13 protein-coding genes, 3 pseudogenes and 2 CRISPR repeat arrays (1 of these 18 cut by a window edge) are annotated in these 16,187 nt (G+C 46.8%); of the genes and pseudogenes, 6 read left to right on the top strand and 10 right to left on the bottom strand.

Going from position 1 to position 16,187, the window contains the following annotated elements:
• Positions 1 to 43 precede the first annotated feature (43 nt).
• From DQX05_RS16140 to DQX05_RS16130, 3 genes are all read left to right on the top strand, one after another.
• Positions 44 to 994 carry a helix-turn-helix domain-containing protein gene (locus DQX05_RS16140; RefSeq protein WP_259392041.1) on the top strand — a complete coding sequence of 317 codons (951 nt, stop codon included), beginning with the start codon at positions 44 to 46 and terminating at the stop codon, positions 992 to 994.
• 203 nt (positions 995 to 1,197) lie between these two features.
• Complete coding sequence (locus DQX05_RS16135; RefSeq protein WP_119794570.1) at positions 1,198 to 2,538, top strand: PTS transporter subunit EIIC; 1,341 nt, start codon at positions 1,198 to 1,200, stop codon at positions 2,536 to 2,538.
• Positions 2,539 to 2,747: 209 nt separating this feature from the next.
• Positions 2,748 to 3,542, top strand: coding sequence for a histidine phosphatase family protein (locus DQX05_RS16130; RefSeq protein ID WP_119794569.1), 795 nt, complete (start codon positions 2,748 to 2,750; stop codon positions 3,540 to 3,542).
• Positions 3,543 to 3,632: 90 nt separating this feature from the next.
• On the opposite strand, the pseudogene DQX05_RS16125 reads toward DQX05_RS16130, so the two are convergent.
• The 3 genes and pseudogenes from DQX05_RS16125 to DQX05_RS16115 all read right to left on the bottom strand — a co-directional run.
• A pseudogene (locus tag DQX05_RS16125) lies at positions 3,633 to 3,809 on the bottom strand (IS110 family RNA-guided transposase); the annotation flags it as partial.
• Positions 3,810 to 3,982: 173 nt separating this feature from the next.
• Positions 3,983 to 4,348: a hypothetical protein gene (locus tag DQX05_RS16120; protein ID WP_119794568.1), complete on the bottom strand. Its 366-nt coding sequence runs from the start codon at positions 4,346 to 4,348 to the stop codon at positions 3,983 to 3,985.
• Positions 4,349 to 4,514: 166 nt separating this feature from the next.
• Positions 4,515 to 4,952, bottom strand: coding sequence for a GNAT family N-acetyltransferase (locus tag DQX05_RS16115; protein WP_119794644.1), 438 nt, complete (start codon positions 4,950 to 4,952; stop codon positions 4,515 to 4,517).
• A 143-nt stretch (positions 4,953 to 5,095) separates the two neighbouring features.
• Between DQX05_RS16115 and DQX05_RS16110 the strand changes: the two genes are divergently transcribed.
• Together DQX05_RS16110 and DQX05_RS16105 are read left to right on the top strand one after the other, a co-directional pair.
• Positions 5,096 to 6,040: a nucleoside hydrolase gene (locus DQX05_RS16110; RefSeq protein WP_119794567.1), complete on the top strand. Its 945-nt coding sequence runs from the start codon at positions 5,096 to 5,098 to the stop codon at positions 6,038 to 6,040.
• A 115-nt stretch (positions 6,041 to 6,155) separates the two neighbouring features.
• Entirely contained in the window at positions 6,156 to 7,073 is a 918-nt protein-coding gene (locus DQX05_RS16105; RefSeq protein WP_119794566.1) for a PadR family transcriptional regulator, read from the top strand.
• 127 nt (positions 7,074 to 7,200) lie between these two features.
• Here DQX05_RS16105 and DQX05_RS30880 read toward each other — a convergent pair.
• The 3 genes and pseudogenes from DQX05_RS30880 to DQX05_RS16095 all read right to left on the bottom strand — a co-directional run.
• Positions 7,201 to 7,523 (bottom strand): annotated as a pseudogene (locus DQX05_RS30880) (cyclase family protein); the annotation flags it as partial.
• A complete protein-coding gene (locus DQX05_RS33205; RefSeq protein ID WP_397335581.1) occupies positions 7,514 to 7,936 on the bottom strand; it encodes a helix-turn-helix domain-containing protein in 423 nt (140 codons plus the stop codon). The gene DQX05_RS33205 and the pseudogene DQX05_RS30880, both read right to left, overlap by 10 nt.
• 253 nt (positions 7,937 to 8,189) lie before the next feature.
• On the bottom strand, positions 8,190 to 9,125 hold the full coding sequence (locus DQX05_RS16095) for an aldo/keto reductase (protein WP_119794565.1): 936 nt from the start codon (positions 9,123 to 9,125) through the stop codon (positions 8,190 to 8,192).
• A gap of 367 nt (positions 9,126 to 9,492) precedes the next feature.
• Here DQX05_RS16095 and DQX05_RS16090 point away from each other — a divergent pair, with 367 nt between their 5' ends.
• Positions 9,493 to 11,586: a TerD family protein gene (locus DQX05_RS16090; protein WP_119794643.1), complete on the top strand. Its 2,094-nt coding sequence runs from the start codon at positions 9,493 to 9,495 to the stop codon at positions 11,584 to 11,586.
• A gap of 422 nt (positions 11,587 to 12,008) precedes the next feature.
• A CRISPR array of direct repeats spans positions 12,009 to 12,771; the repeat unit is 32 nt; unit sequence GTCGCATCCTATGCGGATGCGTGGATTGAAAT.
• A 62-nt stretch (positions 12,772 to 12,833) separates the two neighbouring features.
• Here the strand turns inward: DQX05_RS16090 and DQX05_RS16085 are convergent.
• From DQX05_RS16085 to DQX05_RS16075, 4 genes and pseudogenes are all read right to left on the bottom strand, one after another.
• Positions 12,834 to 13,966 (bottom strand): annotated as a pseudogene (locus DQX05_RS16085) (DUF4261 domain-containing protein).
• Positions 13,967 to 14,134: 168 nt separating this feature from the next.
• Positions 14,135 to 14,398, bottom strand: coding sequence for a hypothetical protein (locus DQX05_RS16080; RefSeq protein WP_182914782.1), 264 nt, complete (start codon positions 14,396 to 14,398; stop codon positions 14,135 to 14,137).
• A 118-nt stretch (positions 14,399 to 14,516) separates the two neighbouring features.
• The gene (locus tag DQX05_RS32190; RefSeq protein ID WP_259392040.1) at positions 14,517 to 14,843 is read right to left on the bottom strand and encodes a hypothetical protein; all 327 of its coding nucleotides are present in this window, start codon (positions 14,841 to 14,843) and stop codon (positions 14,517 to 14,519) included.
• An 8-nt stretch (positions 14,844 to 14,851) separates the two neighbouring features.
• Positions 14,852 to 15,487: an Rpn family recombination-promoting nuclease/putative transposase gene (locus DQX05_RS16075; RefSeq protein WP_259392039.1), complete on the bottom strand. Its 636-nt coding sequence runs from the start codon at positions 15,485 to 15,487 to the stop codon at positions 14,852 to 14,854.
• A gap of 448 nt (positions 15,488 to 15,935) precedes the next feature.
• Positions 15,936 to 16,187: direct repeats of the CRISPR family, unit length 32 nt; unit sequence GTCGCATCCTACGCGGATGCGTGGATTGAAAT; it runs 911 nt beyond the window's last position.

The raw sequence follows: 16,187 nt of genomic DNA, 5'->3' as shown, positions 1-16,187 counted from the left end.
CGATTTGTGAGCCTTTTTCATTTGTCAGGCTAGGGGTAAAATAATGAGCAGAGAAATGACCGATAATAGGATGGGGGGCGATAGCATGATGAAATACAAGCATGAACTTATTACAAGAGATGAAAATCTGCCTATCAAAATAATCGTTCGTAGCACGAACAACAGAAAATTTATACCAAGGCACTGGCATAATAGTGTAGAAATTTTATATGTACTCTCCGGAAGAGTTGATAAAATCTTTATAGATGGCATTGAACATACAGCCAACCAAGGCGATATCGTCGTCATTAATTCGAATGCCACCCATTCTTTTTCTCTGGACCCGGGAAAGGAACGGAAGGATGTTACGATTTTAATTCCTTACGATTTTTTTAAGGCTAATTTTTACAACATTGATCAATATGCATTTGATTGTATCTCAATAAATGAAAAGAATGAACAAAAAATCATGCAATTTGATCAGATGAGGGAGAATTTAGACGAAATCGTAAGTGTGTTCATAAATAAAGAAAGTGATCATCTGGCTCCTATAAAAATAACAAGCTTATCTTATGAGTTGATATACATTTTGCTAACCTATTTTAAAAAAGAAAAAAAATACGTTGGTGTCATTAAGTCAACTAAATATTTGGAACGGCTAACGCGGATTACAAATTTTATAAAAGAAAATTATAAGCAGAAGCTATCCATTGATATCATTTCCTCTGAATTTGGGTTATCCCCAACCTATCTTTCACGCCTTTTTATGAAATATATTGGAACCACTGTATTTGATTATATCAACGCTATTCGACTTGAACGATCTTATCATTTTCTTATGAACACGGATCTATCCATATTGCAAATTGCATTGGAAAACGGTTTTCCAAACGAGAAATCATTTAATAGAGTCTTTAAAGCTGCGTATCATGTCACTCCCAGCCAGTATCGTAAAGAGAACAAGGGACGAGAAGGAAAGCTTCAAGCGTATAAGAAAAATGCCGATGACGTTTAAACTGACGAAAAACGGAGCAGAATAATAACCGTGCAGGCCATCTATCCCTTCAAAGTGCAGAAGGCCTCTTTGTTTTGTCTTAGTCCCGAAAAAAGTTCAGTATTTGACCGGAATTTAGCTAAGAAAGGGTAGGAAATGTGAAAATGAATTCCTTAATATTATGTATGTAAACGCTTTAGAAAATCATCTTTGAGGAGGAAGACATGAACTACAGAAGCTTTGCCAAAGATGTAGTCAAATTACTCGGAGGGAAACAAAATATATCCAGTCTTGTGCATTGCGCAACACGGTTACGCTTTAATTTGCATGATTCTGCAAAAACAGATAAGCCGGCGATCGAAAAATTGGAGGGCGTTCTGGGTGTTGTTGAAAGCGGTGGACAATTTCAAATTATCGTAGGAAAACATGTAGAGGACGCTTATAAAGAAATAGAAAAAGTGATCAGCTCAACTGAAACTGCTGAGCCGGTAGATGAACCAAAGGCTTCCCTGGGAAACCGAATTTTTGAAGTCATCTCTCGCAGCTTTTCGCCGTTGTTGGGAGCCCTTGCCGGAGCCGGAATGCTGAAAGCGCTGTTAACGGTACTGACAATGGTTGGATGGTTATCTACAGAGAGCGGCACATATTTTATTCTGTCTGCTGCTGCAAATGCCGTCTTTTATTTTCTTCCCATTTTCCTTGGGATTACGTTGGCAACGAAGCTTGGGGCGAACCCATATGTTGGGGGTACGATAGGCGCTGCACTACTTGAACCTAACTTTGCAGGATTATTAGAAAACGGTGACAGATCTGATTTTTTAGGCATCCCTGTATTATTGATGGATTATTCATCCACTGTTTTTCCGGTATTTATAGCAGTTTGTATTTACGCCGCTCTTAATAATTTACTGAAGAAGATCATTCATAAGGACCTGCATCTGTTTATGCTGCCGCTGCTTTCTTTAATAATCATTGTACCTATGACTGTATTAATATTTGGCCCGTTCGGCGTATATGTCGGAGATGCGATTGGTGCGGGAATCGGCTTCTTGAGTTCAAAAAGCGGGATTTTAACGGGTGCTGTTATGGGAGCGGGATGGACTTTTCTGACATTGTTCGGCCTCCATTGGGGAGTTGTGCCTATTATTATTTCCAATTTAGGAAGCGGCGGAGATCCGCTTTCCGGAATGCTCGCTGCGGCTCCTTTTGCACAGATGGGGGTGGCACTTGGCATATTCTTAAAAGCAAAAGACAAAAATTTGAAAACATTAGGCGGCTCCACATTGTTGCCAGGTCTGTTGTCCGGTGTAACAGAGCCAATTATTTATGGGTTGCTGGTCCGTTTTAAGCGAACGATTATTTATGTCATTATCGCCGGTGCCGTTGGGGGTGCAATTAACGGTTTATTTGGAGCAAAAGCTACTGCATTCGCATTTCCAAGCGTCTTGGCAATCCCTGCTTTTACCCCTATGGGATTATATGTTATTGGTGTGGGGGTAGCTTTTGTGGGTGCAACTCTTCTTACGGTCGTTTTGGGATATGAAGATAAAATTAAGAAGGGTTAAGACTTTTAAGCCCCGAAATTGGATTTGAGTCAAACACGCTTAACAGCGTAGGCTAGAGTGTGTCTTCAAACTATTCACCTACGGAAGCATTCGGGATGATTACCGTATCGCCTATATGCAAAGCCACCTTGTGGCGGCGGCGGTACGTTGGAAAGAAATCGTTTTCTGGTATAAGGATGTTATTATCTGTCATGGAGAGGTGCTGTAAAATGAAAAAGATAATTAGTATCCTGTTGGTGTTCACATTACTATTGACCGCTTGTAGCCCTGCCATCCCACCGGATGAAAAGACACGGCCGGATGAATCTGCCGTAAACGAAGCGGGCGAGGTTGTGATCTACCTCACCCGCCACGGAAAAACCATGCTCAATACCACCGAGCGGGTACAAGGATGGGCGGATTCTCCGCTTACCGAAGCCGGCGTGGAGGTTGCGCAGCAGCTTGGCAGAGGTTTGAATTTGGAAGGTGTGCGATTTGTGGCGGCTTACAGCAGCGACAGCGGCAGGGCAATCGAAACCGCCAATATCGTGTTAGAGCAAGGCGGGCAGTTCGGCCAGCTTGAATTGAACCAAATGAAAGAACTGCGGGAATGGAACTTTGGGATCTTTGAGGGTGACCTGAACGACCATATGATTGACGCGGTTATCGAAGTGACCGGCTACAAGGGCGAAGAAGATGTCCGGTCCGCCCTTGATCTCTCGGAACTTGCAGATGCGATTGCAAAAGCCGACGAAACGGGCGCGGCCGAAAATTGGGAACAAATTTCCGGACGCACCGATGCAGGATTTCGGGCGATTGCGCAAGAGGTGAGTGAAAACGGCGGCGGCAATGTTCTTGTGGTGGCGCATGGCCTTACTATCAACGCTATTGTGAAAAATATCAATCCCGGGCAAAAGACAGTCCCAATTGCCAACGCCGCAGTGACCAAAATCAAGTATGTAGACGGGAAGTTTGAAATTCTTACATTTAATGACACTAGCTACATTGAAAAAGGAGCTGAATAAATCAATACCCCGAAGTCTGAAGTGAACTGTGATCCGAGGCAGCACACCAAATAACCTCCATTGGCGTGGAGGATTTTGGCTAATTATGGTTTATGTTTGGTAGGGCTGGCCCTTTCTCAGGATGGCGTAAATGTGATGCAATAGCTTGTTGGCGCAAGCAATCACCGTCACCTTGTAGGGTTTGCCCTCTTGTCTTTTTTTATCGTAATATCCCTTTAGCTTCGGGTTCGTGCCACGTCTTAATCCATATTGGACTGCCAGATATAAGACACCTATGAAAATAGGCCAACCAGAAGTCTCTGGCTGACCTGATAATACGAAGTGCCCTCTCTCGGGTTCTTTGCGTTTACAATTAAATTTATTAATAGAGAACGGAGTCTGAAAATGCGGTACTGTCTACGTTAAAGGTCACAGTTCAGGTTGCTGTTATAGCGCTTTATTTAACGCGGGCTTAATGTATAGGTTTCCCCTAACGCTTGAATGCCGGTAAAGGAGTTTTTCCACCCGGATCTTTCCACCTGGGCTTTAACGCCATTTGCAATCTCGGCATAGAACTGAACTTGTTTTTTATTATATTTAGGATTATTGTGTGGATTTGGAGATATTGTATACGTGTGATTACCCGGATTGAATGTAATGCCCCGGTTTTTTCCGAACGATTCTTCGATATATTTATAGGTTTCGTTATTGATTTTGATCGTGCCGCTTACACCCTTAGCTTCTACATTCGAGGCGGAGAAAGGAAAGACAATGACAGCAAGAGCAAAAATCAGAGACAACGATACGGCAAAAAATCTTTTCTTCATGTGAACATCCTCCTTCATAGATATATCGTTCATTACTGATAGCAACAAGAATATGAGTTCCGCCTTTTCTCCCCTCCGTAGTTTGATTTTGTCACTATCTGTAAATTATTGTAGCACTAATTAGATAAAAAAGGAAAGTGATTAAATTATTTCATCTTTGTATTTTTTATGTCAAGCTGCTCCCCCATTCATACACCAGAACCCAATATTTTTCCCCCAGCGTCCCTTCTTCCACAACTTTTTTCCATCCGTTCTTCTCATAGAACTTCATCGCGTTGTGATTTTCCGATACGCACTTCAATCGTATGGGGGGATTCATTTGTGCTATGGAGGCATCCAGCAGCAGACCGCCGATACCCTTGCCTAAGAAATCAGGATGAACAAATAAATTGTGAATAAAGTTATCGGGCAAGTACAAGGAAGCGAACCCAAGGATATGATTATCCTCCTCGGCTAACAGGATATACTCGTCTACCGTATCCCTGTCAAAATCGTCTATGGTCATTTTTTCTGTCTCCGCCCAATGAAAAGTTCTACGGCGCGACTCCAGATATATTATTCTCAAATCAGGGTAATCTCTTTCCGTGGCTGCTCGAATATTCACAATTTTCACTCTCGCTTTCTTGATATCCATTTGTAAGCCTGCATATTATACTATACCGTCCTGAAGGGGTAGATATATCATTCATAAGATAATAATTCGCAAAGAGGTGTTTTATAAACAAACAATGGGAGAGTGAATAAACTATGGCAGAAGGTATGAAAAAGAAGATTATTCTTGACTGTGATCCGGGACACGATGATGCGATTGCCATTATGCTGGCTGCCAAGCACCCCATTTTTGACTTGCTGGCCATAACGATTGTGGCGGGAAATCAAACCCTGGAGAAAACGGCCAGGAATGCTGTAAATATCTGCTCCTATCTTGATATTAGCGATGTGCCTATTGCGGCCGGCATGGCTGAGCCGATGATTAGAAAGCAGGTAATAGCCGATGCGATTCATGGTGAAACAGGGTTGGATGGTCCGAGCTTTGGCGAACCCACTCTTGAATTGGATACGCGGCATGCGGTAGATCTGATCATTGAGCTGCTTATGAACTCGGAAGGGGATATAACATTAGTACCGACCGGACCGTTAACGAATATCGGAATGGCTATTCGGAGAGAACCGAGAATCGTACCTAAAATTAATGAAATCGTATTGATGGGCGGCGCATATCAGCTTGGAAACGTAACCCCGGCGGCAGAGTTCAATATTTATGCGGACCCGGATGCGGCACATGTTGTTGTTACATGCGGCAGACCGATCGTTATGATTGGGCTTGACCTTACCCGCCAAGCGTTGGTTGTCAACAGCATGAGGGACCGCATTGCCAGTCTGAATAATAAAGCCTCTAAGCTTTTCGTTGACATCATGTCTTGGGTGGGGGTAAGGCAGAAGGAAATATACGGCTGGGAGGGCCCGCCGCTGCATGATCCAACGACATTGATCTACCTGGTGGACCCATCCATTATTCAAACCAAGCCTATGCATGTGGCGGTTGAACTGAGAAGCGAGGCATGCTATGGGCGAACACTGTGCGATTACTTTGGCATTACAGGGGAAAAACCCAATGCAGAGGTGGCGGTGAAGCTGGATTTCGCAAAATTTGAAGATGCCGTTTACGAGACGTTAAAGCTATACTCATAACTTGCATATTGCATATTGCATATTGCATATTGCCATTACATATTCCATGTTTACATGACGAGCTATATAGGTTACCATTAACCTATGTTACAAGTAACCTAATGAGGTGGCTTTTATGTCGATCAAATATGCCATACTTGGACTTCTTAGCTGGAAGCCTGGTACCGGATATGAGCTAAAAAAGATTTTTGAAGACTCTTCCGCAATGTATTGGTCCGGCAACAACAATCAGATCTACAAGTCCCTTGTTCAGCTCTTGAATGAAGGCTTGGTGACGAACGAGATTAAGCATCAGGAAAGATCTCCATCCAAGAAAATTTACAGTATTACCGAGGAAGGGCTAGCGAGATTGAAAGAATGGGTTCTTGAAGAAACGGAAGTTCCCGAGCTCAAGAACACATTCCTTATTCAATTGGCGTGGGCGGATCAACTGAGCGACGAGGAATTGCATGAACTGCTGGATCGATATGAAAGCAGGATCAACATGCAGCTTTTATACCAGCAGGAAAAAATAAAGCGCGGAGTTCAGGCGCCCAATCGAAACGAGCGGGAAATCTTTTTGTGGGATAAAATTGCCGAAAACCAGTTGTCCTTCTATCACAACGAACTAAAATGGGTGCAAGGAATTCGCAAGGAACTCGATGACAGAACACAAATGGAGGAGAGAACGACAGTGAACTATAAAATTGTGGAGAACGGAACGAAACAGTATATCGAATTGCTCTCTAGCCAAACCCCGCTAAGTACAGAGCAGGATGCCGTAGATCTGGTTGCGCTGTGCGGAGAACATGCTATCGATGTTCTGATGCTGCATGGGGAGGCGCTGTCGGAGGACTTTTTCAATCTGAGAACAGGCGTAGCAGGAAGAATGATGCAGAAATTAATCAACTACGGTGTAAAAACGGCCGTCGTCATTCCCGATCCATCGGTGAACAAAGGCAGGTTCCAGGAAATGGTGGCCGAATCCAACCGCAGCAATCATTTTGGGGTTTTTGCAACCAGAGAAGACGCGGAAAGCTGGCTTGTCAAATAAAGTAAACCGAGGTCAAGAGATACTCCAAGCATTACATGGTATATACCGGTGACATCTGCTTACAGGTATAATTGGCGGCCGCATTGCTATTATAACTTGCGGAAGCCCGTCCAGTATCCTTACTCGATTAGGGCAAGATGGCGAAGGAGCGCACCGGAAATCCGGATGCTTTCTCCGGCTTGGGCACAATGTTAAAGATGATGGCGCCTGTGGCCGGCACTTTATCGAGATTCTTCATAAGCTCGACTTGGTAGGCGTCTTGTTCGAGGACGTAATACTCGGCTAACTCCAATCAGTTCGCAGTGCGACGTAGGAGCCCACCACGATGGTGCCGTGCTCTGCTTCAAATTGCAAAATGTCTTCTACGCCGAGCGCATAGTCATGGTTCGCTTCCGCTTCTTTGGACTTGTCGATAACGACCAGAGGCAGGACCAATTCCTTCAAATCCAGCTATCAACAATGAGTTGATATAGGGCGAATTGAATCTCCTTATTTTCTACGTGGCCCGCGAAGTCATAAAGCCGTTCCACCAAGGCGTGACTATCGTCACTGGGTGATTCTAAAAATTTTCTGCCTACTTTGGTTACCAACTCGGCAGTGCCCGAATGCTGAATCACGTCCTGCAACACAAATAGTAGGGTGTCTGCCCTCTTGTCCACGGTGATATGCAGTTCAACTAAAGTCTCTAGCGGGATCTGCAGTGAGTCTGCAAGCGGACGGATGGTCTTGTATTCCGGTCTTTTCACGTCACCGTTTTCAATTTTGGAGATGGTCCCCTTATGTATGCCTGTCAACTCTGACAATTGCGCTAACGTCATGCCTCTATCATATCTGTGACATTGTATTAATTCACCAATGGACAATATTTGTGCTATCCGATAAGTACCTTCTCCCCATTTCAATAATATATCACCTATAATTAACCATCACCTTCTCATTTTGTAAACAGGACATGACAAAATAACTATTTAATGTAAACCACTCTACAATGATGACAGTTGGTGGTTGGAAGACTGGAGACGAATGAGAGCAGAGCTGCTGCGAATCCTGTCAAAAAGGGCTGCCCTTCGTCATTTTCTATGACTTGTGGGACAGCCCTCGGAGATCAATATGCAATTATGCTTTGAAAATTTGATCGATCCGCTCGATCTCCTCCGGAGTCAGCCGGACGGATAAGGTCTTCAGGTTGTTCAGCACCTGATCCGGCCGCTTGGCGCCCGGGATGAGCGCGTCGATAACGTCCCGCGTCAAATACCAAGCCAGCACGACATGGGCCACTTCTGCCTGCTTCGCCTCCGCGATCTGCCGGACTTGCTCCACCTTCTCCAGATTCTCGGCGAACGCCGCGCCCTGGAACATCGGGCTGTTGGCGCGTCCATCCATGAATTGCGAATCCTTCGTATACTTGCCGCCCAGCAAGCCTGAAGCCAAAGGGAAATAAGGGATGAATGAAATGCCTTTCTCCGCCGCATAAGGAAGAAGATCACGCTCTTTGTCGCGCTTGATCAGGTTGTATTCGTCCTGGATGACGTCGACGTAGCCGTCCTTATTCGCTTCCCGCAATTGCTCGATGGTGAAGTTGGATACGCCGATTGCCCGAATTTTCCCCTCGTCCTTCAGCTTCTTCAGCGTACCCACGGCCTCGTCCTTCGGCGTCTGTTCGTCTGGAAAGTGAATGTAGAACAAGTCGATGTAGTCGGTCTGAAGACGCCGCAGGCTGTTCTCTACAGCGGCGGTCAGGAAGGCGGGAGAGTTGTCGAGCTCCATCTTGCCGTCCACGAGCTTGTGCGCACCCTTGGTGGCGATTACGATGTCCGAACGGTTGCCCCTCTCCTTGATCACTTCGCCGATGAGCTGCTCGGAGCGCTCCGGCCCATAGATGAACGCCGTATCCACAAAGTCGATGCCCTGATCGAAGGCCGTACGGACGACCTCCTTGCCTGTCTCATCTTTCAAGTTCGGGTGAATGTTATGTCCCCCGACCGCGTTGGCGCCAAGCCCAATCGGATTAACCCATAAGTCCGTCTTGCCGATGCGCGTCTTCTGCGTCATTCCCCTTCACTCCTTTGTTCATTATGCCTTCAGTATAGCAGTTGCGGATCGCCACTGGCAAATGAAGGGAAAACCTATCCATGCATCATTTTTCCAAGTTCGCCATACTTGCGCCCTGTTCGCGAGTTCCCAATGATGCGAAGATAATAACCAAGAGGCCGAGCGGGCAACAGCTTGAGCGGCGCTCCCGTCTTCCGGCTATTGCTAACCTTCCTTCTACTACCTTTACCCTGGATTTAGGGTAGCAGCTTTCCGGAAGAGACCAGACTGCAGTCGCCAGGCTATCGTCTTTCTTCCTTCTACGACAACTTGGGTGATTAGAGGGGCGGCTTTCCTGGCGATGCAGTTCCATGAAAAGGGGTATGACATGATGCAGAAAGAGATTTATTTGCGCAGAAGCCGAAAAGTAATCGTGGTCCCGGAACAATCCAAGCTTCCGGACGCGCAGTTGGCGACGGCAATGAAAAATATAGCGGCACTCGGCTTCACCTGCTCTCCCGCGCTGCTTGCGGCTCTTCGCACGCTGTCGGAGGTTTCTTTTTTCAGATGGTACAAAGCATTGATCCATAGCTTGAAAAAGCTCGTCGGCGCGCATGTTGCCTATCCGCCGATGTATCCGAATTTCCCTGAGCAAGTCATGGACGCAAGCGATGCTGAGCTGTATTTGAATGCATGGTATCACTATGTGACGAATGAAGTGCCGGAGATAGAGTCGATCACTCGGGAAATTTTTCGGGGCAAGACGAAGCTGGAAATCATCGAGCTCGGCAGCGAGGAGCACTTCCGCCAAGTCATGCGTGAGCTGATGCAGGCGAATACGTCCATCTCAGACACGGACAAACAGGATCTGGCCTGGGTTATTGAGCATGATCATGACATTGACGCATTATTGCCGGATGTGATCCCGCATAAGGAGCAGGTCGGCTTTATCGCCGCTGCTTTGCTGCGCGCCGGCAAGGCGGACGTGACTCGCATTCAACGCTATGTGCGGACGGCGACAGATGTGCTGCGTCTGGCGGTTGCCTGGTCGGATGGCGATGTCAGCCTGGCCGCGAGCACGCCCTTCCGCAAGTTCACGCGGGCAGAACGGAGGTTGCTGCTTGGCCTGTTGGAGCAATGCCAGAATTCTATCGAAGATATGCTGCGCTACCGCGACCGCTGGGTGCGTCTGGGCGAGATCTTGCATCCTTCGGAATATAAGAGCCGTTATCCGCGCAGCCAGGAAGCGTTCGATGTACTGCGCAACAATCGGCCTTATGCGAGCTTTGGCCATCGTCTTGAGGAGTCGCTGCGCTATTTCGATACCGATCAGGCCGTGGAGCAGCTATTGGAGCGGCCGGGCGAGTTTGCCCGGCGCTTGGATCACCTGTTGCGCCTGGAAGGGGCGGCGGCCTGGATTGCCTCGTTTTTTGCATCGGTGGCAGATCGGGTGGCGACCCCGGTCTTGCTGCAGGTGATGACGCATTTCAAGTATCGCCAGTATGCCAATGAACTGCGGCTGTTTTTCCCGAAAGGCAATGTGGCCAAAGCGTTCTCTTCACCGGATACGCGGCCTCCCGTCGCACCGGATGCTTGCGCTACCGTAGTGGAGACATGTGAAAAGGCGCTAATCGATCGCTTCGCCAAGCAGCCTGATCTCGGCAAGGTCTATCTTGATCCGCAATTGCAGAACTATATGGTGCCTTTCTCCCAGCGCTCCGCCAGCAAGTCCTTGCGTACGCTCGTGCGAGGCAGCAAGCTGGCCATGCCGGCAGGGGAGACGATTCGCTTTTTCCTGTGGTGGAAAGAAGGGGTAATCGATGGAAAGGCGACAGGCCGCACCGATATCGATCTCTCTGCCGCCTTGTATGATGATGCCTGGAACTACAAGGAGCATATCTCGTATACGAATTTGAGGTCTGCGCGCTATAAGGCGGCCCATAGCGGCGATATCGTATCGGCACCGCATGGCGCCTGCGAGTTCATCGATATCGACATTCCCTCTGTCCTCCAGTACGGCGGACGGTATATTGTGGCCACGCTGCATTCCTTCACGGGGCAAGCATATAGCGAGCTGCCGGAATGCTTCGCTGGCTGGATGATGCGTCAGCATCCGAATTCGGGCGAGCTGTTCGAGCCGGAGACCGTAGTTGATCGCCTTGATTTGACGGCCAACATGCAGATAGCCATTCCGGCTATACTGGATTTGGCGGAGCGCACCGTCATTTGGTGTGATCTGGCGTTGACCCGCAATCCTCAATTCAATAACAATGTGGAAGGACATCAGTCGGGAATTGTTGCCATGGGTAAGGCTATGACAACGATAGCCAAGCCGAATCTGTATGAGTTGTTCCGGCTGCATGCGCTGGCGCGTGGACAGCTTGTCGAGCGGGAAGGGGAGGCGCAGACCGTATTTTCGGTCCAGCGCGGAATCACTCCGTTCGATATGGAAGAGATTATGGGATCGTTCCTGGCTTCGTAGGGTACGGCGGTTTAGCGGCGTTTCGTTGAGTGGGGAACGGAGACAGGTAGGGGCCGTTCCGTTCCTCTTTTCATCACTTACCTCCCATTCTGAAAGTCCAGCTTCCTGATTTAGATGTTGTGTGGCCACATATTTTAAAAATAGTTGCTTGTGATATACTGAAAAAGAGATAAACTCGTGGCATGAGTAAACGAGGGAGTATCAATATATTAAAAATAGAATAAAAATACTGAAAAAAACAGGTGCGAATGTGAAGCTCACATGAAAACCCAGGGGGATTCGCACCAATTTTATTGAAATATTATCCAATTAAGTTAGTGGAAACTGATAAGTTGAAGCTTATTTCAATCTAATTTACTCGGTTCCTATGAATTTTCAGTGAAAAACTGATTGAATTGTTATATCTTGTGTTATTTTTCGTTGTCGCATCCTATGCGGATGCGTGGATTGAAATAGCGAGTGGCCGATATCCTTGGCCATGAAAACATGTCGCATCCTATGCGGATGCGTGGATTGAAATACGTCTTGATATACATCGTTTAAAGCTCTAATTGGTCGCATCCTATGCGGATGCGTGGATTGAAATATAATGTGAAAAGAGCCGTGGGATTCTTTCCTCAAGTCGCATCCTATGCGGATGCGTGGATTGAAATTGTCATCCAATCGACCAGACAAATAACCGGATAAGTCGCATCCTATGCGGATGCGTGGATTGAAATATCCTGGATGATAAGGAGTTGTACGAAAAGCGGACGTCGCATCCTATGCGGATGCGTGGATTGAAATGTGGATTCCATCCCCAGCCCCGTTTGCGGTTGGGGTCGCATCCTATGCGGATGCGTGGATTGAAATTTTTGAGGGGGTAGAACCATGGGGGACCCGCACGGTCGCATCCTATGCGGATGCGTGGATTGAAATTATCGCCCCGGAAATTGGAATGAGCTTCAAGGCTCGTCGCATCCTATGCGGATGCGTGGATTGAAATTTCAGGTCTCGAATCGGCTGGATATCATATCCGACGTCGCATCCTATGCGGATGCGTGGATTGAAATCAGATTGGGCGGTGTGACTCCACCGACCCATATCGTCGCATCCTATGCGGATGCGTGGATTGAAATCGATTCACCGTCGTCCGGGTTATCATCTGCAGCACGTCGCATCCTATGCGGATGCGTGGATTGAAACAGACACATCGGGACCACAACAAAGAGCAGGAAGCCTCTCGCTTCACTGCTCTTTTTTCTGTCTTAGAATTCGATTTTAAGGCTGTCTCCGCTGACATAAACGCCCTCAGAACGGGTGATCGGCAGCTTTTGTTCAGCCGTGAAACCAATCGTTTCGCCATCTCGTAAACTGACGTCCTGTTCTACGACATAAGCGGAAATATCAATCAGGAAGTTGCGCAGCTCGGCAGGGGTTGCCTGACTGTCCAGCACTTCGATTTCATCCTTGCCGAAATGCTCCAGCCCGACTGTATATCCGCACAACCCAGTTTCCGTTCCGACAAGGCCAAAATAAACCAGATTTAGTAAAGGAAATTCGTCGTCCGACTTCATCATCTCGGCCAGCTCCACAAAGAGTTCAGGCTGAAAGACGGTGCCGGATGAATAAAGCCCGATTGCATTCGGGAGCTTCAAGCAACTGGCTGCCAGCTTGGTATACATTCTTCCGCTGTCCAGCGGGGAACCGGAGCGGGTAAATACAGCCAATATGATCTGGGCCACATGCGTTTTGGTGATCTCGGCGGCCTCTTTCCAGAGGTAGTTGCCTTGCGCGTAATGCTCGGCTTCGCCGTCCGGTATGGGAGCATCGACAAAGCTTACGGCCAAGGTGAAGCCCTCTACCTCACAGACCAGGATTCCCTCCTTTTCTTCCTCGGAATTCTGACCTTCTTCCTCTGCCGGCGAACAGGAGATGTTCCAGTCCTGCAGCAGGTTCGCCTTGATCTGTTGAAGATCGCATTCCGAAGAATTCAGCAGCACGAAACCGTTAAAAATGCCGGATGATTCCTTTTTCGGCTCGGAAGGGTCAGATTGCGCTTGCTCTGCTTCAAGTGCTGCCGCTTGCTTCATCCAATACTCGCGGATCATTTCGACCATCGCAATCGCTTCCTGCTCCGCAGTAGCCGGATCATAGGGCTGCATCTCACTGAACACATGGCCGCAATGCTCCGTGTCAGATGGACTTTCATAGCCACCGCAGACGGCAAGAAGCCATTTTCCGAGCATTGTCTTTTTGTACTTGAATATGTAGAGTAGTGCATGTTGTGCAGATCAAATTCACCTGCGATCTCAATCTTGCTAGGATTGCGGCCGAGTTCATGTTCATCAGCCAGCCATTCTATCATAGATTGCAGTGCCGCCTGTTGTTGGGCTGTCATTACATCCTCTCCTCTCCCTTACCATAATATTGTAACGTGTCGGCTTCATCTTTCAAAGTAAACAGTTTTCTGACATCGACAATAGGAGTTTGATTTTGTCCTGAAGGTTTCAAGTGCCAAGGAACAAAATAAAGAGCCGTTTCGAAATGAAATGGCCCGTAATATAAATCAGTGGGATTTTTCCCTTAACTGCGTGATAATATCTAATGGAAAACCCGTGACTCTGGCGATCAAGTCAGGATCCAGATTTTCGGCAATCATTTGCTTAACAACTTCTTCTTTTGCTTCTCGCTTGCCTTCTTGTTTGCCTTCTAATATACCTTCGCGTTTACCTTCTTGTTTGCCTTCTAATATACCTTCTCGTAACCCTTCTCTTCTGCCTTCGCGTCTTCCCTCGCGCTTAATGGCATCCAAGGTTTTTTCAAGCCCCATAACCGATACGCCTCCTTTTACGTTTTGAATAAGCTCGCGCAACTGCGGTTCAGAAGGTTTCAAGTGCCAAGGAACAAAATAAAGAGCCGTTTCGAAATGAAATGGCCCGTAATATAAATCAGTGGGATTTTTCCCTTAACTGCGTGATAATATCTAATGGAAAACCCGTGACTCTGGCGATCAAGTCAGGATCCAGATTTTCGGCAATCATTTGCTTAACAACTTCTTCTTTTGCTTCTCGCTTGCCTTCTTGTTTCCCTTCTAATACACCTTCTCGTAAACCTTCCCGTAAACCTTCTCTTCTGCCTTCGCGTCTTCCCTCGCGCTTAATGGCATCCAAGGTTTTTTCAAGCCCCATAACCGATACGCCTCCTTTTACGTTTTGAATAAGCTCGCGCACCTGCGGTTCATTTTCCGGCAATTTCTGACTTAATATATTCGCCATCCAGGCGATTAATTGCTGATGGCTGTCCTATGCATCAGCTTGCCGAGCCGATCCGCTGTCTGATCAAGCAAAAAGACTGAACCGATCGTATTGGAAAGAGCCAACAACTCTTCTTCTGTATATCGAGCAACATCAATAAGGACATATTCAAAATTCAGGAGTTCCGAGCCGAACATCGTTTCATTGGCTAACAACTGGCGAAATTGGCGACTGGCGGTCCAGCGTCTCTTCCCATTGTACAGCACAATCGGCACAATGGGAGGTAGCCGGAATGTTTTAGGCTTTCCCTTCGCTTGTTCCTGATCTTTCATAAGATACCGCCAGATCTCCACCTGATAAAGCAGAAGGCGGTATGGCATGAGGAAGTCCACTTTGGACTGCATTTCCAGTAGTAAATAAAACACGACATCCTGTCCATTCAGCTTCACCCGGTACACCAAATCGGCTTCCTTGCGCTTGAAGTCTTGAAGAACAAACGAGTGGGGGATTTCCTGTACATTCGTTTCATCGATGCGCTCTACCCACTCTTTTTGAACAAAGGAGCGAAGTAACTCTACAAAGAGTTTTTTGCTGGACAACAGGAAGCGGTATGACGTATCGTGGCGGTGGTGTACCGTATGGTGTTCATCGGTTTCCGTCCCCATACATGCCTCTCCTTCCTACCATCTTTTCCTTAATTATACCTGATTATAAGTGGTGGGGAATAGGGTGGGAATCTAGTCGAGTCTATGGTGTTACATCCATTCCACAGGAGTTTCCGATTTTTCTGATTCTTTTTTTGTCGCGGGCGATCTAACTCTGTGCTTGTTCAGAATAGCTTGAAATTATCCATCATTTAGATCCCTCTGTGGTATACTGAAAAAAGGAGTTTAGAACCCGTTTGAAATGGACTGAAAAATAAATGAAAAATCGGTGCGAATGTGAAGTGCACATGAAATCCCTGGGGGATTCGCACCAAAATTATTGAAATATTATCCATTTAAGTTCATGAAAGTTAATTGTTTTATGATTATTTTGAGCTAAATCTCTCATTTGCTTCGTGATTTTAGGAAAAAACTGATTGCATTGTTATATTTTATGTTATTTTTCGCTGTCGCATCCTACGCGGATGCGTGGATTGAAATCATTTTGCATCGTCTCCCCTTGGCGTTTTAATGTGTCGCATCCTACGCGGATGCGTGGATTGAAATTAGGAAAATACACAAGAATAATCCAAATGGAGGCGTCGCATCCTACGCGGATGCGTGGATTGAAATACGAGGTGGTAAACGAGAAGGGGCAGGTCGCCCCGTCGCATCCTACGCGGATGCGTGGATTGAAATCTAAGTAAATCTATTATATACT

The organism is Paenibacillus thiaminolyticus (genome assembly GCF_003591545.1).
Lineage (GTDB): Bacteria > Bacillota > Bacilli > Paenibacillales > Paenibacillaceae > Paenibacillus_B > Paenibacillus_B thiaminolyticus_A.
This window is presented reverse-complemented; position numbering and strand designations above follow the sequence as displayed.

Bases quoted from the DNA above. Each gene is read 5' to 3' on its own strand.
- DQX05_RS16090 (WP_119794643.1), top strand. From the start codon at position 9,493: ATGATGCAGAAAGAGATTTATTTGCGCAGAAGCCGAAAAGTAATCGTG.
- DQX05_RS16105 (WP_119794566.1), top strand. From the start codon at position 6,156: ATGTCGATCAAATATGCCATACTTGGACTTCTTAGCTGGAAGCCTGGT.
- DQX05_RS16120 (WP_119794568.1), bottom strand. From the start codon at position 4,348: ATGAAGAAAAGATTTTTTGCCGTATCGTTGTCTCTGATTTTTGCTCTT.
- DQX05_RS16135 (WP_119794570.1), top strand. From the start codon at position 1,198: ATGAACTACAGAAGCTTTGCCAAAGATGTAGTCAAATTACTCGGAGGG.
- DQX05_RS16095 (WP_119794565.1), bottom strand. From the start codon at position 9,125: ATGACGCAGAAGACGCGCATCGGCAAGACGGACTTATGGGTTAATCCG.
- DQX05_RS16110 (WP_119794567.1), top strand. From the start codon at position 5,096: ATGGCAGAAGGTATGAAAAAGAAGATTATTCTTGACTGTGATCCGGGA.
- DQX05_RS16140 (WP_259392041.1), top strand. From the start codon at position 44: ATGAGCAGAGAAATGACCGATAATAGGATGGGGGGCGATAGCATGATG.
- DQX05_RS32190 (WP_259392040.1), bottom strand. From the start codon at position 14,843: ATGGCGAATATATTAAGTCAGAAATTGCCGGAAAATGAACCGCAGGTG.
- DQX05_RS16075 (WP_259392039.1), bottom strand. From the start codon at position 15,487: ATGGGGACGGAAACCGATGAACACCATACGGTACACCACCGCCACGAT.
- DQX05_RS16130 (WP_119794569.1), top strand. From the start codon at position 2,748: ATGAAAAAGATAATTAGTATCCTGTTGGTGTTCACATTACTATTGACC.
- DQX05_RS16080 (WP_182914782.1), bottom strand. From the start codon at position 14,398: ATGGGGCTTGAAAAAACCTTGGATGCCATTAAGCGCGAGGGAAGACGC.